The sequence below is a fragment of the Leifsonia sp. LS1 genome (assembly GCF_020521355.1).
Lineage (GTDB): Bacteria > Actinomycetota > Actinomycetes > Actinomycetales > Microbacteriaceae > Leifsonia.
In genome coordinates this window covers 167,713-185,790 of record NZ_BPER01000003.1, presented here as the reverse complement: position 1 = coordinate 185,790, position 18,078 = coordinate 167,713, and the positions used below count along the sequence as shown (strand labels likewise).

General features: G+C 70.7%; 15 protein-coding genes. 4 read left to right on the top strand and 11 right to left on the bottom strand.

All coding sequences use genetic code 11. From position 1 onward, the window contains the following. Position 1: 1 nt before the first annotated feature. The 3 genes from ftsH to tilS form a co-directional block, all read right to left on the bottom strand. Positions 2-2,008 carry an ATP-dependent zinc metalloprotease FtsH gene (gene ftsH / locus LLS1_RS07085; protein WP_226654322.1) on the bottom strand — a complete coding sequence of 669 codons (2,007 nt, stop codon included), beginning with the start codon at positions 2,006-2,008 and terminating at the stop codon, positions 2-4. Between the two features lie 133 nt (positions 2,009-2,141). Next, on the bottom strand, positions 2,142-2,693 hold the full coding sequence (gene hpt / locus LLS1_RS07080; RefSeq protein WP_223358011.1) for a hypoxanthine phosphoribosyltransferase: 552 nt from the start codon (positions 2,691-2,693) through the stop codon (positions 2,142-2,144). 16 nt (positions 2,694-2,709) lie between these two features. After that, on the bottom strand, positions 2,710-3,777 hold the full coding sequence (tilS, locus tag LLS1_RS07075) for a tRNA lysidine(34) synthetase TilS (RefSeq protein ID WP_226654320.1): 1,068 nt from the start codon (positions 3,775-3,777) through the stop codon (positions 2,710-2,712). 46 nt (positions 3,778-3,823) lie between these two features. On the opposite strand from tilS, the gene LLS1_RS07070 reads away from it, so the two are divergent. Next, positions 3,824-4,315 (top strand): inorganic diphosphatase, encoded by a 492-nt coding sequence (locus LLS1_RS07070; RefSeq protein WP_223358013.1) that lies wholly within the window; start codon positions 3,824-3,826, stop codon positions 4,313-4,315. A 75-nt stretch (positions 4,316-4,390) separates the two neighbouring features. Here the strand turns inward: LLS1_RS07070 and LLS1_RS07065 are convergent, their stop codons facing one another. After that, complete coding sequence (locus tag LLS1_RS07065) at positions 4,391-6,295, bottom strand: putative Ig domain-containing protein (protein WP_226654318.1); 1,905 nt, start codon at positions 6,293-6,295, stop codon at positions 4,391-4,393. Positions 6,296-6,570: 275 nt separating this feature from the next. Between LLS1_RS07065 and LLS1_RS07060 the strand changes: the two genes are divergently transcribed. Beyond that, complete coding sequence (locus LLS1_RS07060; RefSeq protein ID WP_226654317.1) at positions 6,571-6,993, top strand: nuclear transport factor 2 family protein; 423 nt, start codon at positions 6,571-6,573, stop codon at positions 6,991-6,993. Then, a complete protein-coding gene (locus LLS1_RS07055) occupies positions 6,990-7,751 on the top strand; it encodes a hypothetical protein (protein ID WP_226654315.1) in 762 nt (253 codons plus the stop codon). The genes LLS1_RS07060 and LLS1_RS07055 overlap by 4 nt, the downstream gene beginning before the upstream one ends. 55 nt (positions 7,752-7,806) lie before the next feature. On the opposite strand, the gene LLS1_RS07050 is transcribed toward LLS1_RS07055, so the two are convergent. Continuing rightward, entirely contained in the window at positions 7,807-8,115 is a 309-nt protein-coding gene (locus LLS1_RS07050; RefSeq protein ID WP_226654313.1) for a hypothetical protein, read from the bottom strand. 159 nt (positions 8,116-8,274) lie between these two features. Between LLS1_RS07050 and LLS1_RS07045 the strand changes: the two genes are divergently transcribed. Beyond that, the gene (locus LLS1_RS07045) at positions 8,275-8,811 is read left to right on the top strand and encodes a DUF4232 domain-containing protein (protein WP_226654311.1); all 537 of its coding nucleotides are present in this window, start codon (positions 8,275-8,277) and stop codon (positions 8,809-8,811) included. 173 nt (positions 8,812-8,984) lie between these two features. Here LLS1_RS07045 and LLS1_RS07040 read toward each other — a convergent pair whose 3' ends face one another. The 6 genes from LLS1_RS07040 to LLS1_RS07015 all read right to left on the bottom strand — a co-directional run bounded on the left by LLS1_RS07040 (position 8,985) and on the right by LLS1_RS07015 (position 17,945). Beyond that, on the bottom strand, positions 8,985-10,046 hold the full coding sequence (locus LLS1_RS07040; protein ID WP_226654309.1) for an alpha/beta hydrolase: 1,062 nt from the start codon (positions 10,044-10,046) through the stop codon (positions 8,985-8,987). 89 nt (positions 10,047-10,135) lie between these two features. After that, the gene (locus LLS1_RS07035) at positions 10,136-12,598 is read right to left on the bottom strand and encodes a LuxR C-terminal-related transcriptional regulator (protein WP_226654307.1); all 2,463 of its coding nucleotides are present in this window, start codon (positions 12,596-12,598) and stop codon (positions 10,136-10,138) included. After that, positions 12,591-12,863, bottom strand: a complete 273-nt coding sequence (locus tag LLS1_RS07030) for a hypothetical protein (RefSeq protein WP_226654305.1) — start codon at positions 12,861-12,863, stop codon at positions 12,591-12,593. Before LLS1_RS07030 ends, LLS1_RS07035 begins: the two co-directional genes overlap by 8 nt. Before the next feature lie 74 nt (positions 12,864-12,937). Then, positions 12,938-15,343, bottom strand: a complete 2,406-nt coding sequence (locus LLS1_RS07025; RefSeq protein WP_226654303.1) for a LuxR C-terminal-related transcriptional regulator — start codon at positions 15,341-15,343, stop codon at positions 12,938-12,940. Between the two features lie 27 nt (positions 15,344-15,370). Then, on the bottom strand, positions 15,371-16,660 hold the full coding sequence (locus tag LLS1_RS07020; protein ID WP_226654302.1) for a C40 family peptidase: 1,290 nt from the start codon (positions 16,658-16,660) through the stop codon (positions 15,371-15,373). Then, positions 16,653-17,945, bottom strand: a complete 1,293-nt coding sequence (locus LLS1_RS07015; RefSeq protein WP_226654300.1) for a peptidoglycan DD-metalloendopeptidase family protein — start codon at positions 17,943-17,945, stop codon at positions 16,653-16,655. Before LLS1_RS07015 ends, LLS1_RS07020 begins: the two co-directional genes overlap by 8 nt. Positions 17,946-18,078 lie beyond the last annotated feature (133 nt).

Genomic DNA, 18,078 nt, shown 5'->3' with positions numbered 1-18,078 from the left:
CCTAGGCGGTCGCCGGCCGGGGCTTGATCGCCGGCGAGCGCTTCGGCTTCGACGGCGGCTCGGAGTCCACCCCGCCGTCGACGGCGCCGGAGTCGATCGGCGCCTTGGCCTTCGGGAACTCGATCGGCGGCACGTCCGAGATCGGGCGCTTGTCGCTGGAGAGCCACTGCGGACGCTCCTCGAGCTTCTGCACGTCGGCGAAGATCTCGGCGATCTGGTTGTGGTCGAGGGTCTCGTGCTCGAGCAGCGACGCGGCCAGGCGGTCGAGGATGGCCCGGTTGTTGTTGAGCACCTCCCACGCCTCGTCGTGCGCCTTCTCGATGAGCTCGCGCACCTCCGCGTCCACGCGCTCGGCGATGCGCTCGGAGTAGTCCCGCTGGTGACCCATGTCGCGACCGAGGAACATCTCGCCGTTGGCCTGGCCGAGCTTCACCGAGCCGATGTCGGCGCTCATGCCGTACTCGGTGACCATCTTGCGGGCGATGGAGGTCGCCTTCTCGATGTCGTTCGAGGCGCCGGTGGTGGGGTCGTGGAAGACGATCTCCTCCGCGACCCGGCCGCCCATCGCGTAGGTCAGCTGGTCGAGCAGCTCGTTGCGGGTGACGGAGTACTTGTCCTCGAGCGGCATGACCATGGTGTAGCCCAGGGCGCGGCCGCGCGGGAGGATCGTGATCTTCGTCACCGGGTCCGTGTGGCGCATCGCCGCCGCGGCGAGGGCGTGGCCGCCCTCGTGGTACGCGGTGATGAGCTTCTCCTGGTCCTTCATGACGCGGGTGCGCTTCTGCGGTCCGGCGATGACGCGGTCCACGGCCTCGTCGAGGGCGCGGTTGTCGATCAGCTGCGCGTTCGAGCGCGCGGTCAGCAGGGCAGCCTCGTTGAGGACGTTGGCCAGGTCGGCGCCGGTGAAGCCCGGCGTCTTGCGGGCGAGCACCTCGAGGTCGACCGACGCCGCCAGCGGCTTGCCGCGGCCGTGCACCTCGAGGATCTTCTTGCGGCCCTGCAGGTCGGGCGCATCCACGCCGATCTGCCGGTCGAAGCGGCCCGGGCGCAACAGGGCGGGGTCGAGGATGTCGGGGCGGTTGGTCGCCGCGATCAGGATGACGTTGGTCTTCGGGTCGAAGCCGTCCATCTCGACGAGCAGCTGGTTGAGCGTCTGCTCGCGCTCGTCGTGGCCGCCGCCCAGACCGGCGCCACGGTGGCGGCCCACCGCGTCGATCTCGTCGATGAAGATGATGGCGGGCGAGTTCTCCTTCGCCTGCTGGAAGAGGTCGCGAACGCGGCTCGCGCCGACGCCGACGAACATCTCGACGAAGTCCGACCCCGAGATCGAGTAGAACGGCACGCCCGCCTCACCCGCGACGGCGCGCGCGAGCAGGGTCTTGCCGGTTCCGGGAGGGCCGTACAGCAGCACGCCCTTCGGGATGCGGGCGCCGACCGCCTGGAACTTGGCCGGCTCCTTGAGGAAGTCCTTGATCTCCTCGAGCTCCTCGATGGCCTCGTCCGACCCGGCGACGTCGTCGAAGGTGACCTTCGGCGTCTCCTTGGTGACCATCTTCGCCCGGGACTTGCCGAACTGCATGACCTTGTTGCCGCCGCCCTGCATGCCCGAGATCATGATCCAGAAGAAGACGCCGATGAGCAGCGCGGGGATCAGGAAGCCGAGGATGTTCACGAACCAGTTCGGCTGCGGCACCTCGTCGTCGTAGCCCTTCGGCAGGTTCGCGTCGTCGACCGCCTTCACGATGTCGGCGCCGCGCGGCGTGACGTAGTAGAACTGCACCTGCGTGCCGAGGTTGCCGTCGGCCTCCTTGAGCGTCAGGTCGACACGGTTCTCGCCGTCGACGATCTTCGCGCTGGAGACCTTGTCGTTGGAGAGGAGCTTGAGCCCTTCCTGCGTCGACACTCCCTTGAAACCCGACATCGTGATCAGGCTCGAACCGACCCACACGGCGATGATTGCGAGCACGACGTAGAGAATCGGGCCGCGGAAGATCTTCTTGACGTTCATGGTGCGACCACAGTACCGCCTGACCGCTGTGGGAGCGCTGCGTGTTCGCTCTGGGCGCGCTCGACGCCGAGACGGCGAATAGTCAGCCGTCTCGGCGCTCAGGCCCGCACTTTGCGCCGCCTCGACGCGCGCGTCAGCTGTAGACGGCGGGGGCGAGGATGCCGACGCCGCGCAGGGTGCGGTACCGCTCGGCGTAGTCGAGGCCGTAGCCGACGACGAACTTGTTCGGGATGTCGAAGCCGACGTACTTGACGTCGATCTCGACGCGGGCGGCGTCCGGCTTGCGGAGCAGCGCGAAGATCTCGATGGACTCCGGGCCGCGGCTGCGGAGGTTGGAGATCAGCCAGGAGAGGGTGAGGCCGGAGTCGATGATGTCCTCGACGATGAGCACGGTCTTGCCGCTCAGATCGGTGTCGAGGTCTTTCAGGATGCGGACGACGCCGCTCGACTGGGTCCCGCTGCCGTACGAGCTGACAGCCATCCAGTCCATGGTGACCGGGAGCTTGAGCTCGCGCGACAGATCGGCCATCACCATCACGGCGCCCTTCAGCACGCCGATCAGGAGCACATCCTTGCCGGCGTAGTCGCGTTCGACCTCGCGCGACAGCTCGGCGATGCGGGAGCGGATCTGCTCCTCGGTGATCAGAATCTCGGTCAGGTCGTTGGCGACGTCCGTGAGTTCCATGGGGAGGGTGCTGTCCTTAGCTGTTGGGGTGAAACGTGAGCAGCCCGTTCTGCCTCACAACTCTAACGCCTGGCAGGCTGAGCGGACCCTGCCCGTGCCAGTCCGTGATGAGCTCGGCGACGGCGAGCGTGTGCGCGCGAGAGAGGGAGACGCCGAACTCGGCGGAGACGACCAGGCGGATGATGCGCTGGCGCAGGGCAGGCGGGTCGGCGGCCAGCCCGCGCACGTCGAGCGCGACGGCGCCGTCGTCGGTCTGGCTGACCAGCTCGAGCGCCCACTCGAGGGCGAGCCCGTCGAGCGCCTCGTCGTCCTCCCGCAGCTGCTCCGCCGTGCGGGCGAGCGCCTCCGCGACCCCGGGGCCGAGTTCGCGCTCCAGCACGGGGAGCACGCTGTTGCGCACCCGGACCCGTCGGTAGGCGGTGTCGTCGTTGTGCGGGTCGTCCCACGGCTCCAGGCCGGAGTCGGCGCAGAAGGCGCGGGTGGCTTCCCGGCGCAGGCCGAGGAAGGGGCGCAGCAGCGCACCGGTGTCGGGGAGCATGCCCTGCAGGCTCCCCGGCCCCGAACCGCGTGCCAGCCCGAGCAGCACCGTCTCGGCCTGATCGTCGAGGGTGTGGCCGAGCAGCACCCGCTCGGCACCGGTCGCGGCGCGGGCGCGATCGAAAGCCGCGTGACGGGCGGTGCGGGCGGCGGCCTCGGGACCTCCCTCGCCGGCGACCTCCACGCGTTCGATCAGCACGGGGTCGAGGCCGAGCGCGCGGGCCTGGGCGGCGGCGCGCTCGGCGATCTCCGCGCTTCCGTGCTGGAGGCCGTGGTCGACCACCACCGCGCCGGCGCGGAATCCGGCCCGCGGCGCTTCGAACGCGGTGGCCGCCGCGAGGGCGAGGGAGTCCGCTCCCCCGCTCAGACCGACGAGGACGAGCGCGCCGGGGGCGAGCGGACGGGGCCGCTGCGGTCCGTGGTCGTCATGCGGGTCGGGAGCGGGCAGCGCGGCCGCCGCTGCGAGGGCGACGCGAACGGCGCGGCGGGCGTCCGCCATGGGCGGCGTGAGGCGCGGGCGGCGCTCAGGGGAACCGGTGACGTGCATCCAGTAACGTTATTCCAGTCTTTCCGAGAGCTAAGGAGAACGGCACATGGCCGCATACGACGTCGTCATCGAGATCCCCAAGGGGAGCCGCAACAAGTACGAGGTGGACCACGAGACCGGTCGCGTCTACCTCGACCGCGTGCTCTTCACCAGCTTCGTCTACCCGACGGACTACGGCTACTTCGAGAACACCCTGGGCCTCGACGGCGACCCGGTGGACGCGCTGGTGCTGCTCGAGTACCCGGCCTTCCCGGGCGTCGGCGTCAAGGTCCGCCCGGTCGGCGTGCTGAACATGAGCGACGAGGCCGGCAGCGACGCGAAGGTCGTCGTCGTTCCCGCCAAGGACCCGCGCTGGGCCCACATCCAGGACATCACCGACGTCCCGGAGCAGACCCGCAAGGAGATCGAGCACTTCTTCGCCCGCTACAAGGACCTCGAGCCGGGCAAGTTCGTCACCATCGAGGGCTGGGGCGACGCCGCCGAGGCCGAGAAGATCGTCGAGGCGGGCTTCGAGAAGCTCAAGGCCGAAGGGCACTGACGCCCGACCGCAGAAGCACACGCAGAGCGCCGGAGAGGTCGATGATCTCTCCGGCGCTCTGCGTGTGCGACGCGATCAGCGGTGCGCTGCGCGACGGCGGCGGCGGGCGATCAGCAACAGCACGAGACCGCCGAGGAGGAGGAGGGCGGCGGCGATTCCGGCGCCGACGAGATCCGAGCCCGTGTGGGCGAGGACGCTGGACTCCTGGTCCTGCGCCGCGTGCCCGGTCGGCGAATCCGTCGCGGGGGCGGGGGAATCCGCACCGGGGGCGGCTGCCGGACTGCTGGCCACCGCTGCGGGCACGACGTGCACGGTGAACCGCTGCGTCGCCGACGGATTCGTGCCGTTCGTCGCGGTGACGTCGAAGCTGTAGTCGCCCGGCGTGACGCCTGCGGCGATGGTGCCCGTCAGCTTCCCGGTCGCGGCATCGAAGGAGAGCCCGTCCGGGAGGAGCTGGCTCGACGGATCGGTGCTGGGCTCGTCCGCGCTGGTCAGGGTGGGAGTGGACAGCGTGGGCGCCGGCGCTCCGGTCGCGGTGATCGTGAAGGGGTCGATCGCGTCGCCGTCCTGGCCGGTGAGGTGGTCGGCGCTCGTGATCGCCGGGGCGGCGGCCTCCTCGACGGTGATCTCGTGGGTGGCGCCCGACGTGGTTCCGGTCGTGTTGTACGCCGTGATGGCGAAGGTCCAGCTGCCGGCTGTCGTCGGCGTCCCCGACACGGCGCCGGTGCCCGGGTTCAGGCCGAGGCCCGGCGGGAGGGTGCCGGTGACGCCGTACCCCATCGGGTCGAAAGCCGGGGTCTCGGCTGCGACGAACGTGTAGTCGAACGGCGTCCCTGTCGTCGCTGTGAGCGGCGGCGCGTCCTGTTCGAAAGCCGGGGCGCTGGAAGGATAGACGAGCTTGACGTCGTCGCTGTCGAAGTCGGCGACATAGGCGGTGTCGGTTCCCGGCTGGAAAGCGATACCCGACGGCGAGTTCCCGTAATACATCCGGTCGGAGTCGAGTGTGCCGACAGCGCCGATCTCCGTGGCCGTGGCCACATCGATCTGCAGGACGATGCCGTATCCGCCCGGTCCTCCGGTGGTGACGAGGACGCTCCGGCCATCGGGGCTGAATGTCGCACCGTAGGAGTTGGCGGCCGTGAACCCGGCGACGGTTCCGGACTGCGAGCCCGTGGCGAGGTCGAGGATCGAGATCGAGGCACTGCCCATATTGGTGACATAGGCGATGGTGCCGTCCGGGCTGACGGCCATACCCTCCGGTGCGACGCCGGTGAAGCCCGAGATCGTGCCCGTCTGCGCGCCGGAGGCGACGTCGATGATCGAGATCGCGTTCGAGCCGGAGTCCGTGACGTAGGCGGTGCGTCCGTCACGGCTCAGAGCCACGTGCTTCGGGGTCACTCCGGTGAAGCCGGAGACGACGCCGATCTCCTTCGCCGACGCGGTGTCGATGATCGAGACCGAGTTGCTGATCGAATTGGTGACGAGAGCCTTGGACCCGTCGGGGGTGAAGACCACCGACGTCGCATTGGCACCCGTGTACCCTGCGATCGTCCCCGTGACGCTGTCGGAGGTCAGGTCGACGATGGCCACCCCTGCCTCCATCCCGACGTAGGCGACCTTCTGGTGGGGGTCCACCGCGATCGAGAGCGGGACCGACGGAAACCCCCAGATCTTGTCGGCGGCGGTCTTCGTCGAAGTGTCGACCACGGAGACCGACACCTCGTACTCGTTCACGGCATAGGCCTTCTGGCCGGAGGCGTCGAAGGCCACGTCGATGGGCGCCCCGCCGATCCCGACGGCGTCGCTGTAGCCGGTGTAGTAGGTGGGATACGCGGGCGTGGATGCTGCGGCGTGGGTCGTCGCCGCGTCCGCCGCCGTCGCCGCCGAGGCAGTTAGCGCCGCCGACGCCAGGGCGACCGCGACCGACGCGGCGACGACGAGAAGGCCTCGCCGTTTCTGAATGATTCGGGTTCTGTTCATGTCCATGCTTCCGGTGTGAGGCCAGGCGGCCGGTTTCGTGTCTGTGGCTGTCTTCACTGTGCCGTCGCCGACCCGGGCAGGGTATCGTCGCGGACCTCTGCGGGGCGTCCCTCACCCTGATATTCACCCCCGCGAGCCCGCTCGGCCCGCCGACGCCGGCCGAGCGGCGGTCCCCGGGTGAATTCGCGCGACCGCGCCGGTCACGGAATCACCGCGGCCCCCGCGACCGGGAAGCTGGGCGGACGACCGAACAGCCCGATCGAAGGAGGGACCCCGTGCCGACGACCATGCCACCCGGCTCACTCGCCTACGCACTCGAGAAGACCGCTCACGGTCTGGCCGCGATGGGAGCCGGCGATCCGGCCCCGTTCATCGCGTGCTGGGAGCGCAGCGACGATGTCACCCTCTTCGGTGCGTTCGGGACGGTGGAGCGCGGCTACGACGACGTCCGGGCGACCCTGGAATGGGTGGGGACGCGATTCAGCGCGGGCACCCTCGTGGCCGACCACGAGATCGTGCACGAGGGCGCCGATCTCGCCTACACCGTGAGCACCGAACGCGGGGTGCTGTGCGTCGACGGAGCACCGGCGACGGAGCTCACCATCCGCGTTTCGCACGTCTACCGCCGCCGCGAGGGCGTGTGGAGGCTCGTCCATCGACACGGCGACCACCCGCCCGTCGCAGCGGCACGGCGATGAGCGCCTCGCAGGACGGCAGGACGCGCCGACTTCGCTCCGTCGCGATCGCGGGAGGTGCGTTCGTCGTGCTCGCGGCACTGGGATCGAGCGCCTACGGAATCGCCTGCACGGCCGCTCAGGCTCGCCTCTCCGGCCTTCACCACAGCCTGGCGACGGTCTTGCGCGAGGATCGAGCCGAGCACGCCTTGATCGCGACGGCCGCACTGCATTCGCAGCTGCTGGGTGCCGCCCTCTCTGCACTGGACGCGGAGAGCGCGGGTCTCTTCGACGACGATTCGCGTCGGCGCATCGAGGAGGCGGAGACGGCGCTGCAGAGGGCGCAGGGTCTCACCATCGCACCGGACGAGGAGGCGCCGACGGCATTGCCGCCCGCGTGGGATCTGGCCGCTTCGCTCGGCGCCATTCAGAAGGCATCGGTCGAGCTCGATCGGAGGTCGCGGGAGGCCGCGGACACGCAGAGGCTGCCTCGCCGCTACCGCTCCATCGAATCCCAGGCGCTGGACCTGCTCCAGCCGCTGAAGGAACGCGTGCCGGCGTCCGCCGCCCGGGTCCTCACCGCCTGCGCGCCGTCGGACGTATCGGCCGTGACGCGGTTCCTCGAGGCGGCCGAGGCCGTCTCGAGCAGCAGCGACGCCGATCTTCCGCGGCGCCTCGAGCGTTTCGCGCACCTCGCGCACCGGCTGCTCGCCGATCGCACCGCGCCGACGGCGGCGCAGCCACGGACCGCCGGGGCCGCGCCCAGCGTCTCGTCGCGGTGATCCGCACCGACCATCGGACGCGTGCCGACGTTCCGGTCACCGGGACGATCCGGTGTCACCGGGACAATCGGGCGCGCAGCTGCGAGAGGTGCGCACGAGCCGCCTCGTCGGTCGTCGCCACCGAGCGGTCGAGAGCCGCGAGCTCCGCGCGGAAGTGGTCCGCCGCGACCTCCATGGCCTCGGGGCGACTCGCAGCGGCTTCATCGGCGATCCGGTTGATCTCGTCGACGGTCATGAGGAGAAGGAGCAGCGTCGCCGACCCCGTCCTGGTCGTCGGGAGGTTGAGCAGCTCACAGACGAGCTGATGGCGCGCGCGGGCCAGGGCTTCCCGCGGCGTGCCCACGATCTCGGTGCGCGTTCTCATGCATCAAGGCTGCCCCGTGGATGGGCGAACGGGCGGGGCCGCGGGTCGAGATCGACCAGGTTCACCCGGCGGCCACCCGCGGGCGAGGCGACGGGTGAATACCGGAGGCGGCGTCCGTCCCGGGCCGGCCGCCCTCCGGGTACTGCGGACGCTGGAGTCATGACGAAACGAACCGCCTCCCGCATCCTTCTCGCCCTCACCCCCGCCGCACTGGCCGCGGCGCTCGTCGGCTGCTCCGGGGCCGCGCCCGCGCCTCGCACCACGCCCCTCTCTTCTGCGGCTGACGCGCCGTGTGCGATCCGGGGCCTCTCCCTCCGGCAGCAGCGCGTCGAACACCCCGGAATGGGAAAGACGACCGTCGACATGACGGTGACGAACACGGGCACGCACGCGTGCACCGTCGCCGGGCAGCCGGTGGTCGAGTTCATCGATGCCCAGGGCTCCCCCATCGGCGCCGCGTCGAAGACCGGTCGCCCGGTCTCCGCCGTGCACCTCCGGCCCGAGAAATCGGCGAAGTTCACCATCGTCGTCGAGGATGACGCCAACTTCCCGGCGTGCGGCGCCACTCCCTCCCGCGGCTTCCGGATCTACCCGGAGGAGAGCGCCGACGCCGTGGATGTGACCGATTTCACCGGGACGGCCTGCAGCTCCCTCGCCGTCGAGCAGCTGTCGACGACAGGGATGGAGGTGTTGTGAGAAGGCCCGCCGGACGACGCCGGACGGGCGGATGAGTGGAGGGGCGGCGGGGGGACCCGAACCCGCCCGTCGCCCCTGCACTCGATGGGATGTCCGCTTACCCGTCGCGGACTATTCCATCCTCTGCGATCCCCCGCCGGGCAGGGCGCTCTCGACGCCCCGCCCTCGGCATTTCACCCCCGCTCACCCCCGACGGTCCGGTCGAGGAACGCGAGAGTCGCGTCGAGAGCCTTCTCGGCCTCCGCAGAGTCCAGCCGGAACTGGTACTCGTGGAGGAGCGCAGGCTGGTGGTTCGCCGGCCAGAAGAGCTCGGTCACCGGCACCCCCTGCTGGGCCAGGGCTCTGGCCATCGGCACGGACTCCATCCAGGTCAACCCGTCTCCGTTCCCGCCCGAGATGAACGTCGGCGGAAAGGCGGGGGTGACGTGCTTGATCGTCGACATCGTGCTGCCGACCGAAGTCTGCGACCAGTCCTTCGTGCCGGTGTACGCCCACAACGCGACCCGGAAGCCCCAGGCGTTGACGCCGGTCAGGTCGGCCAGCGCGTCCAGGTCGTACACCCCGCAATGGAGGATGGTCGCCGCGAGCTGATCGGGCCGGAGGGCGGGCGCGATCCCGAGAAGGTGCGCGTAGTCCGGGCTGGTGGTCAGGGTGGCGAGCTGGCTGGCGAGCTGCGCCCCCGCGGAATCCCCGGCGAGGACGATGCGCCGGGGATCGATGTGGAGCTCGGCCGCGTGTTCGCTGACGAACCCGAGCGCGGAGTTCAGCTGCTCGACCGCCGCCGGATAGACCCGGTCCGGTCCGAGCGAGTAGTTGACCCCCACGGTGACGTAGCCCTTGTCGGCGAGGATGCGCAGATAGGGGTCGACGTCGGCGCTGCTCCCCGATATCCACGCCCCGCCGTGGACCCACACGATGACGGGGGCGGGAGCCGAGATGCCTGCGGGCGTGAAGACGTCGAGGGTGGCGTCCGGGTCGCCCGGGCGGTACTGGACGCCGGTGCGCGCGTCGACGCGTCCGGGGGCCGGCTGGTGCCGGTTGAGCTCCGCCACGGTCTTCGCGCTTCCCTGAGCGAAGACCTGACGGATGAGGAGCGCCGAGGGCCAGGGAGTCGAACCGATCAGGTTCGCGACCAGGGCGACGGTGACGACGGTGATCCCCGCGCCGTAGGCGATGCGCCGGTTTCGTGGGGAGAGCCCTCGCGGTCGGAGAGCCTCTTCGTTCGCCGCGTTCATCGTTTCCGTCTCCTTCGGGCGGTCGGTGGTCCTGGGCATCCTCGACGAGCACGGCAGCTGTGCCGGGCCGGTGCCCCTATTGTGGCGTGTCATGCGCGCGGGGCGCCGGTGGGCTGTCCCAGCATCCCGAGATCGACGGCGTTGAGCAGCGCCGATCGCCGGTCGGTGGCTCCCAGCTTCCGGTAGAGAGAGCGCAACTGGGTCTTGACCGTGTTGATGGACACCCCGAGGGCGTCAGCGAGAGCCTGTCGTGAGTCGTGCTCGATCAAGTGCTCGAGCACGGCGCGTTCGCGCGCGGTCAGGGGCTCGCAGGCGTCCGCCCCGGCCAGCCAGCCCGAGGCGGCGAGCGCGCCGGGCCGCTGGGCCTCCGGCCGGCCTGTGCGGCCCCAGACGAGGGCCGGGGTGGTCAGCCCGTGCTGCATCGCGATGGCGGCGCTGCGGTGGAGCATCCGTTCGCTTGCCGCCGGGCGCCCGAGTCTGTGCAGGCACGCGGAGGCGACGGCACACGCCGCGGCGCTGACGCGCGGATCGTCCTCGACGGGCGCGCGCAATGCGGTCGACACCTCCCGCAGCGCGTCCTCCGTCCGGCCGGCCTGTGCGCTGCGCAGGGACCGCACGAGCGCGGCCTCCGCTCCGCGCCGTGGCGATGACGAGAGGATGAGGTCGGCTCGACCGGACTGCCCGGTCGCGATCAGCAGAAGGCTGTGCATCAGCATCACCCGCGCACGCCCGGCGCTCGCCGCCGGAAGCGCGGCCACGGCGTCCCCGACGCCGACGCAGCCCCGCTCGCATTCTCCCGTGCCGAGCGCATGCAGACCGGACGCCCACACCAGCGCCCAGTCTCCCGGCGCGTCCTCGGCCGCGAGCGGGTCGTGATGCGGATACTGCGAAGGCGCGGCATTCTCCGCGCACAGGATCAGACGGAGGGTCTCGGCCAACGGCCCCGCGAGACGCTCGCGCTGGTCGGGATCGGGCAGCAGCCGGAGCGCTGTCGCGACCTGACCATCGATCGCCGAGGCGACGGCGGCGACCAGGGCGAGTTGCTCTCGGACGGCGCCGTCGGCCCACCCCAGCCCCGACTCGGCCGCGTGGACCGCATACCGGGTGGCTCCCGCGGAGAGCAGGCAGCGGGAGCATTCCAGCATGAGGGCGGCGAGCGTCGTCCCCAGCTCCTCCTGGGCCGGCTTCGGAAGCTGCTCTGCTGCGCGTGCTGCGGCGTGGGCTGCGCGTGCACTGTGCGCCGATTCGCCGAGCGCGCGACGGGCGATCGCCCGCAGCGTCAGCGTCCACACGGCGTCGGACTCCATCGTCGAGCCCACGCGACGCAGCGCCGTCAGTGCGTCCTCGAAGTACGCCAGCGCCCGTCCCGGCCGCACGTCGTCGACGGCCAGACCAGCCAGGACAGCGAGGACGGGGTGTCTGCCGATCAGCTCGCGGGGAATCGCGCGGAGACACTCTCCGGTCGCTCGCAGGTCCGGGCCGGCGAGCCGGAGCCACCCGGACTGCGCGGCGCGGGCGGCGAGATAGAACTCACCGATGGCGACGGCGTTGCGGATCGCCTCGAGTGGACGATCGTTCTCCAGGCACCAGAGCGCGGTCACGCGACGGAGCCCTGCCACCTCTCCCGGGTGTCGTCTGCACAACTCGTCGAAATAGCCCTGGCGCAACAGAGGCACCAGAGTGAAGATCCGGCGGTCGCCCTCGACCGTCGAGAAGCCGATCCCCAGACGCTCGAGTTCGTCCAGGGCGGAGCACGCCCGGTCCGTCGCCAGGAGCCGCTCGCAGAGCTCCTGATCGACGCGTTCGGCCACCGAGAGACGCATCGCCGCGGTGAGCAGGTCCGAGTCGGGTATCCGGGACATGGTGCGGCGGACGAGGACCTCGGCGACGTGGGCGCGCCCACGCCCGTTCCAGTCGAAAGCGCCGTAGTTTCCGCGCGCGAGCGCGATACCGATGAGTCGTGCCGCCAGGGGCAGCACCGTGTCGGCGAGGTAGACCTCGTCGGGGTCGTGGGGGCCTGCCAGGAGTGTGACGAGCTCTCGCGCCTCGGACCGACGGAACATGAGCTCGCGCGCGCCGATCACGGTCTGATCGATGTCGCAGCTCTCCGACAGGTCCGTCATCGCCGGAGCGTGACGTGTGGCGATGACGAACCGCGCGTTGCCTGCGGTGCGGGTCACCGCGCGGATCTGCGCGAGCAGGGCGGGATCGTCGTCGCACTCGTCGATGACGGCGACGACCTTGCGGCCGATCGCCGCCAGCTGCTCGGCGAGCTGGGGAAGCGGGGCGGGTGAAAGGGACAGCAGGTCGGCGAACTGCGACCAGAACGAACCGGCGGTCGTCGGATAGTCGAACCACAGCATCGTCCGATCGGCGTCGGAACTCGCCCAGTGCGCGAGGAGGGTCGACTTGCCGCACCCGCTCGGCCCCTCCACGATCACGAGGGGCGCCTCCGCATCGAGCTTCGCGAGGAGCCGGGCGCGCGTGACCAATGCCGCGGGCATCGGCGGGGGCGGCGATCCCGGCAGGTGCAGCGGACGCCGCTCACTCATCGGCGGAGCCGCCGATGCTCAGATCGAGCAGGGCGCGGACGGCGTCGTCCGAGCATCCGTCACCGGTGAGGATCACCCCGTCGATGGTCGTGGCCTGCCAGCAGCCGTGCGCCACGTCGATGTAGCCGACGCGGAAGTCGGGGCGACCGAGGCCGACCTGCCGATCATGCTCTGGCACGGATGAGGGGAACCGGTAGACGTATCCGTCTCGACTGACCACCGTCTCGTCGTCGGCGCCGTGCACGTCGTCTGGGAGAGAATTCACCCCTCATGCTGCCCACGCGCGGCGGCGGTCCGGCAGGCGCCGGCCACCGCAGAGGACGCAAATCGCCCTCGGATTCACCCCTGACGCGGTCCGGCGATCAGCCGGAGCTCGCTGGCGCGCGCCAGCGCGGCCTCGCGACTGCTCACGCCCAGCTTCCGGTAGACCGACCGCAACTGCGTCTTGATCGTGTTGATCGAGACCTGCAGCTGGTCGGCGAGCTCCTCACGCGTCCGGCAGCGCGTGAGCGCGAAGAGGATCTCCAGTTCTCGTCGCGAAAGGGTCGGAAGCTCCTCGAGCGCCGGGAAGCGGTAGGGCCAGGATGGCGCGCCGCCCGCGATATGCCGGGCGATGACCGCCTGAACGCCGTCCGGCGCGAGAGCAAGAGGGGTGGAGAGCCCGTGGTGCGACAGCAGGGCACCGGCATCCGCCGCGAGTCGCTCGAGGAGGTCGGCCCCGGCGGCATCCGCCGCCGCGACACCGACCACGGCGGCCATCGCTCGCACGCGTGGCGACACCCCCGCGACTCCCTCGGCTGTGGTGTCGGCGAGGGTGACGAGCGCCGATCCGGCATCGTCTCGGAGAACGGACTCGAGCGCCGACAGCACCTGCCCGACAGGCGACTGCGCGCGGGAGCCGGCCGGGGAAGGGACCCCGGCGAGCAGCCAGGCGAGCCGGGACTCGGCGGCCAGCACGCCGCGCCAATACGGTGCTGACCCGTCGAGAAGGGCGCCGTCGATCACGGCTCTGACCCGGGGGTGGTCTCCCTCGGCCAGATCGATCATGCACTCCACAGCGATCGCCGCGGGACGATGCTCGACCGTCGCCAGGTGCGGCTGGAGCACGGAGAGCGTGGTCCGGGCGAGTGCAGCGTCCCCGCGTTCGAGCAGCAGGATCGACTCGGCGAGGACCCCGAAGAAGCCCAGATAGCTGTGATCCCAGCGCGCGGGATGCGGAGTGTCGGAGCGGACCCGCAGCAGTTCGGTCGCCTCGCGCAGCCGTCCCGCAAGGGCGACGACTCCGGCCATCACGCTCACGCAGTGGAACCAGCCCGCCGTACCCGGGCCGTTGCAGCGCAACCCCAGAGTCAGCATGGCCTCGGCGCGATCGATCTGGCCGGCGTTCACGAAAGTGAGCGCGAAATGCACGATCAGTCGGCTGGTCCCCGGCTCGGCGATCAGCGCACGCTCCGGATACGTCTGCACGATCCCCTCGGCCCGAGCGGCCGCGCGCACCGCCCCCGTCAGCCTGCCCTGCAGACGCAGCGCGGCCGTCAGCATCCCGAGGAGCCACAGCTGCTCCCCCGGTTCGGCGCTTCCCACGTTCTTGCGGATGGACTCCGCGGCCAGATCGAACATCGGGAGGGCGGCGTCTTTGTTGCCCGCGGCGAGATAGTGCAAGCCGACCATCAGGTTCATGGCCGGGAATCTGCTCCTGTCGCCGACGGGGACCCGCTGGAGGGCGGCGGCGGCGGGCGAGTCGACCAGCCCCTCCCAACTCGTGCGGATCACCCGTGACGCCAAGTACAGATCATCGATCTCGAGGGCGGCCTGCAGTGCCGGCCACGGGTGGCCGTTCTCCAGCGCCCACAGCGCGTCCCGCCTCACCCACGCCCGGGTCTCGTCGGTCCCGCGCTCCGCTCTCCGGTTGCGCAACGCCGCCCGGATCTCGGGAAAGAACTCGAACTCATCCGGCCCCGTCCACCTGCCCAACGCCAGCTCCTCCGCAAGCGAGAGACGGGCGGGATGCTCGGCACCGAGCGTCGACCGAACGAAGGCGTCCGAGAGCACCGGCGAGAAGGCTAGGCGAGCGAACGCCGAGAGCAGCCCGTCCGGATCCTCCTGGGTGGCGAGCACGAACTCGAGGTAGCGTTCGGCGGATCGGCTGTCGTCGAAGTTCTCGCCGGCGAGGAGCACGATCCGCCACCGCAAAGGCGAGATGCTGTCGGGGACGGGCAACGGACTGGCCGGGCGCAGCCGGCTCAGGAGCCCGCCGGCCTCAGCGGAGGTGAACGCCAGGTCGGTCGCGTCGATCAGCTCCACCGCCGAGGGTGAGGCCGCCGCGAGTGCCGTGAATCGTTCGGGGTGCCGGCTGGTCAGGATGAAACGGAGCAGCGACGTCGACTCCAGCAGGCGGAGCACGTCGTGGGCGAAGGCGGGCTCGGACGGCACGTCGTCCACGATGACGGTGGCGGGCTCGTCCACCTGCGACACGGCCTCGATCCAGTCGTCCGGCTGGGACCCGGCCCCCTGGTCGCCGGGCTGCACGAGGTCCAAGCGCACGGCGATGTCGAACCAGAGCTCTGCGCGGCCCCTGCCGCGTCCGGATACGGAGGCGCACCGCTCGCGCGCGGCCCGTGCGTATTCACGGACGAGCGCCGACTTGCCGTACCCGGCCGGCGCGCCGATGCAGATCAACCGGGTCGGCGCGCTCAGGCGCTGCAGCAGCCGGGGCCGCGAGACGAACTGCTGTGGCACCTCCATCGCTCACCGCCTTCGCCTCGCCGTGGATCAGGCCGAGGGACGCGCCACCTGATACCAGGGCGAGCCCCAGACGGACTGGATCTTCACGACGTCTCCCTCGGTGGGCGCAGCGATCATCTGTCCGCCGCCGATGTAGATGCCGACGTGGTAGAAGTCGCCCGGGCCGCTGCCCCAGAAGATGAGGTCGCCCGGCTGCTTGGCACTGTACGAGACGAGCTGACCCCTGCCCTGGGCCGTGTAGTACTGGTTGTTCACCGAGTGCGAGCCGATGTAGACGCCCGCGTAGGCGTAGGCCTTCATCGTCAAGCCGGAGCAGTCCCACGTGCTCGGACCGGCGCCGCCGAGCTGGTAGGGCTTGCCGAGCTGCGAGCGCGCGTACGCGATGGCCGTGTCGACGACGTTGCCGTCGGGGGGCGCGACCGGGCCGCCACCGCCCGAGGACGATCCGCCGCCCGAGGACGACCCGCCGCCGGACGACGATCCGCCGCCGGAGCTCGCCGGAGGCGGGGCCTGCTCCGCGGCTTTGCGCGCCGCCTCCTGCTGGGCCTTGAGCTGCTCGCCCTGGAGGTAGGCGGCCTCGACCGTGGACGACGTGTTCTTCAGGGCGGCGAGCTGGGCGACGAGCTCGGTCGACTTGCTCTCCTGCGTGGCCAGCGCGGCCTGAGCCTTGACCTGGGCGGCGTTCGCGGCAGCGAGGGCCGTGTCGGCCTGCGAGGCGAGCTCCTGCCGGGCCGACTTGGCGGACGTGGCCTGCGCCTTCAGCGATTCGGCGGCGTTCTTGTCCTTGGTCGCCTGCTCGTACACGGCCTTGGACTGCTCCGTGAGCTTGCTCATCGTGCCGAGCTGGAAGAGGAGCTTGTCGGCGTTGTCGCCCGAGCCTCCGCCGTTGAGCATGAGCTGGCTGGTCATGTCGCCGCCCGCGGACTTCGCCAGGTGGGAGGCCAGGAGTCCCGCACGCATCTGCGAGGTCTTCGCCTTGGCGGCCGCATCCGTCGCCTGCTTCTGCAGGTCCGCCTCCTTGGCGGTCGCGGAGTCGAGCGCGATCTTGGCCTGCAGGTACGCCTCGGCGGCCTTGGCGGACTCGACGCGTGCGGCGTCGACCCCCGACTGGAGGGTGCCGATCAGCGACGTGATGTTGTCGATCATCGCCTGCTGGTTCGCGACGTTCGACTTGGCCTGCTGCACGTCGTTCCACGACGGGTAGTCGACCGCCTGCGCGGGGGTCACGATGCCGATGGAGGCGGTGACCGCTCCCATCACGCCGGCGCCGATCGCCAGCCCGGTGCGGGTGCGTGTGCTCTTGTCGTTCTCAGCCAAGGGGGGCCTGCCTGTCTCTCATGAACGGGATGCCGTCGATCTTCACGTCGTTGATGCGCACCTCGAAGTGGAGGTGGCACCCGGTGGAGGCTCCGGTCGTTCCGACGCGGGCGATCGGCTGCCCGGCGCCCACACCCTGGCCGATGCCGACCATGATGCCGCCGTCGCGGATGTGCGCGTAACCGGTCTTGATGCCGCCGCCGTTGTCGATCAGCACGAAGTTGCCGTACGAGCCGTAGTAGCCCGCGTAGATCACGGTGCCGCCGTACGCGGCGTAGATCGGCGAGCCGCAGCCGGCGCCGATGTCGATTCCCTGGTGGTAGGTGCTGCCCACGCCGCCGGGCGACGGCCGCGAGCCGAAGCCGTCGGTGATCGGGCCGGCCGCGGGGACCGCCCACCCCTGCGGTCCCACGTAGCCGCCCGGGAGTCCGCCGGAACCACGCGCGGCGGCCGCAGCGGCCGCGGCGGCGACCCCGGCCTCGTATCCCTGCACCGTCTTCGCCGTGGCGTCCTTGAGCGCGGCCAGCTGCGCCTGCATCACGACGATCTGCTTCTGCTGCTCGGCGAGCTTGTCCTGCGCGGCCTTCGCCGCGGCGATCGCGGCCTCCATCGCGGCCTGCGCGGCGATCTGCAGCTTCTCGCGCTCCGCCTTGGCGACCTCCGCCTGCGCAGAGAGCGAGTCCGCCGTGTTCTGCGCCGCCTTCGCGTCGCTGTAGACCTTGTTCGACTGCTCGACGAGCTTCGACATGCTGCCGAGGTCGGAGAGGAGCTTGTCCGGGCTCTTCGACGAGGCGCCGTTGCCGCTCAGGAAGAGATTGGCGGTCAGGTTGCGGCCGCCCGTGCGGTAGAGCTGCGCCGCCAGCTTGCCCGCCTGGGCGCTCGCGGCGTCGGCCTTCTGCTGGCTCTCCGCCGCCTGCTTGTCGAGCTCCTGCGCCCGCATGTTGGCGTCGTCGAACTTGGCCTCGGCGACCTGCAGCTCGGCGCCACGCTTCTCGGCCTCGGCCTGCGTGGTGGCGACCTCGCCCTTCAGCTGCGCGATCAGGTTGGTGATCTTGTCGACCTGGGCGGATGCCGTCGACTCGTTGGCTTTGGCGTTCTGGACGTCCTGCCAGCTCGGGTAGTCCTCGGCGTAGGCCGGGGCGACGGAGCCGACCGCGGCGACGGCCGCGACGACCAGGGCGGCGATCCCGGTGCGCAGCACCCGACCGCGTCGCCGGGGCGTCCTCTCCCCGAATCCACTCGTCTCGCGTCTCATCGCCACCTCGAACCCGCTCGTTTCACGCATCGCATCATGTCTCGTTCGTCACACCAGTCGCACGGGTATCGCTAGTCAACTCGTGCAACTTTACCAACATGCGCCCGCGAAGCCCAGGGTCGGTGGGCGCGGCGGGGCCGACGGCGCGTGACTCACGCGGACG

Bases quoted from the DNA above. Each gene is read 5' to 3' on its own strand.
- ftsH (WP_226654322.1), bottom strand. From the start codon at position 2,008: ATGAACGTCAAGAAGATCTTCCGCGGCCCGATTCTCTACGTCGTGCTC.
- hpt (WP_223358011.1), bottom strand. From the start codon at position 2,693: ATGGAACTCACGGACGTCGCCAACGACCTGACCGAGATTCTGATCACC.
- tilS (WP_226654320.1), bottom strand. From the start codon at position 3,777: ATGCACGTCACCGGTTCCCCTGAGCGCCGCCCGCGCCTCACGCCGCCC.
- LLS1_RS07070 (WP_223358013.1), top strand. From the start codon at position 3,824: ATGGCCGCATACGACGTCGTCATCGAGATCCCCAAGGGGAGCCGCAAC.
- LLS1_RS07065 (WP_226654318.1), bottom strand. From the start codon at position 6,295: ATGAACAGAACCCGAATCATTCAGAAACGGCGAGGCCTTCTCGTCGTC.
- LLS1_RS07055 (WP_226654315.1), top strand. From the start codon at position 6,990: ATGAGCGCCTCGCAGGACGGCAGGACGCGCCGACTTCGCTCCGTCGCG.
- LLS1_RS07050 (WP_226654313.1), bottom strand. From the start codon at position 8,115: ATGAGAACGCGCACCGAGATCGTGGGCACGCCGCGGGAAGCCCTGGCC.
- LLS1_RS07045 (WP_226654311.1), top strand. From the start codon at position 8,275: ATGACGAAACGAACCGCCTCCCGCATCCTTCTCGCCCTCACCCCCGCC.
- LLS1_RS07040 (WP_226654309.1), bottom strand. From the start codon at position 10,046: ATGAACGCGGCGAACGAAGAGGCTCTCCGACCGCGAGGGCTCTCCCCA.
- LLS1_RS07035 (WP_226654307.1), bottom strand. From the start codon at position 12,598: ATGAGTGAGCGGCGTCCGCTGCACCTGCCGGGATCGCCGCCCCCGCCG.
- LLS1_RS07025 (WP_226654303.1), bottom strand. From the start codon at position 15,343: ATGGAGGTGCCACAGCAGTTCGTCTCGCGGCCCCGGCTGCTGCAGCGC.
- LLS1_RS07015 (WP_226654300.1), bottom strand. From the start codon at position 17,945: ATGCGTGAAACGAGCGGGTTCGAGGTGGCGATGAGACGCGAGACGAGT.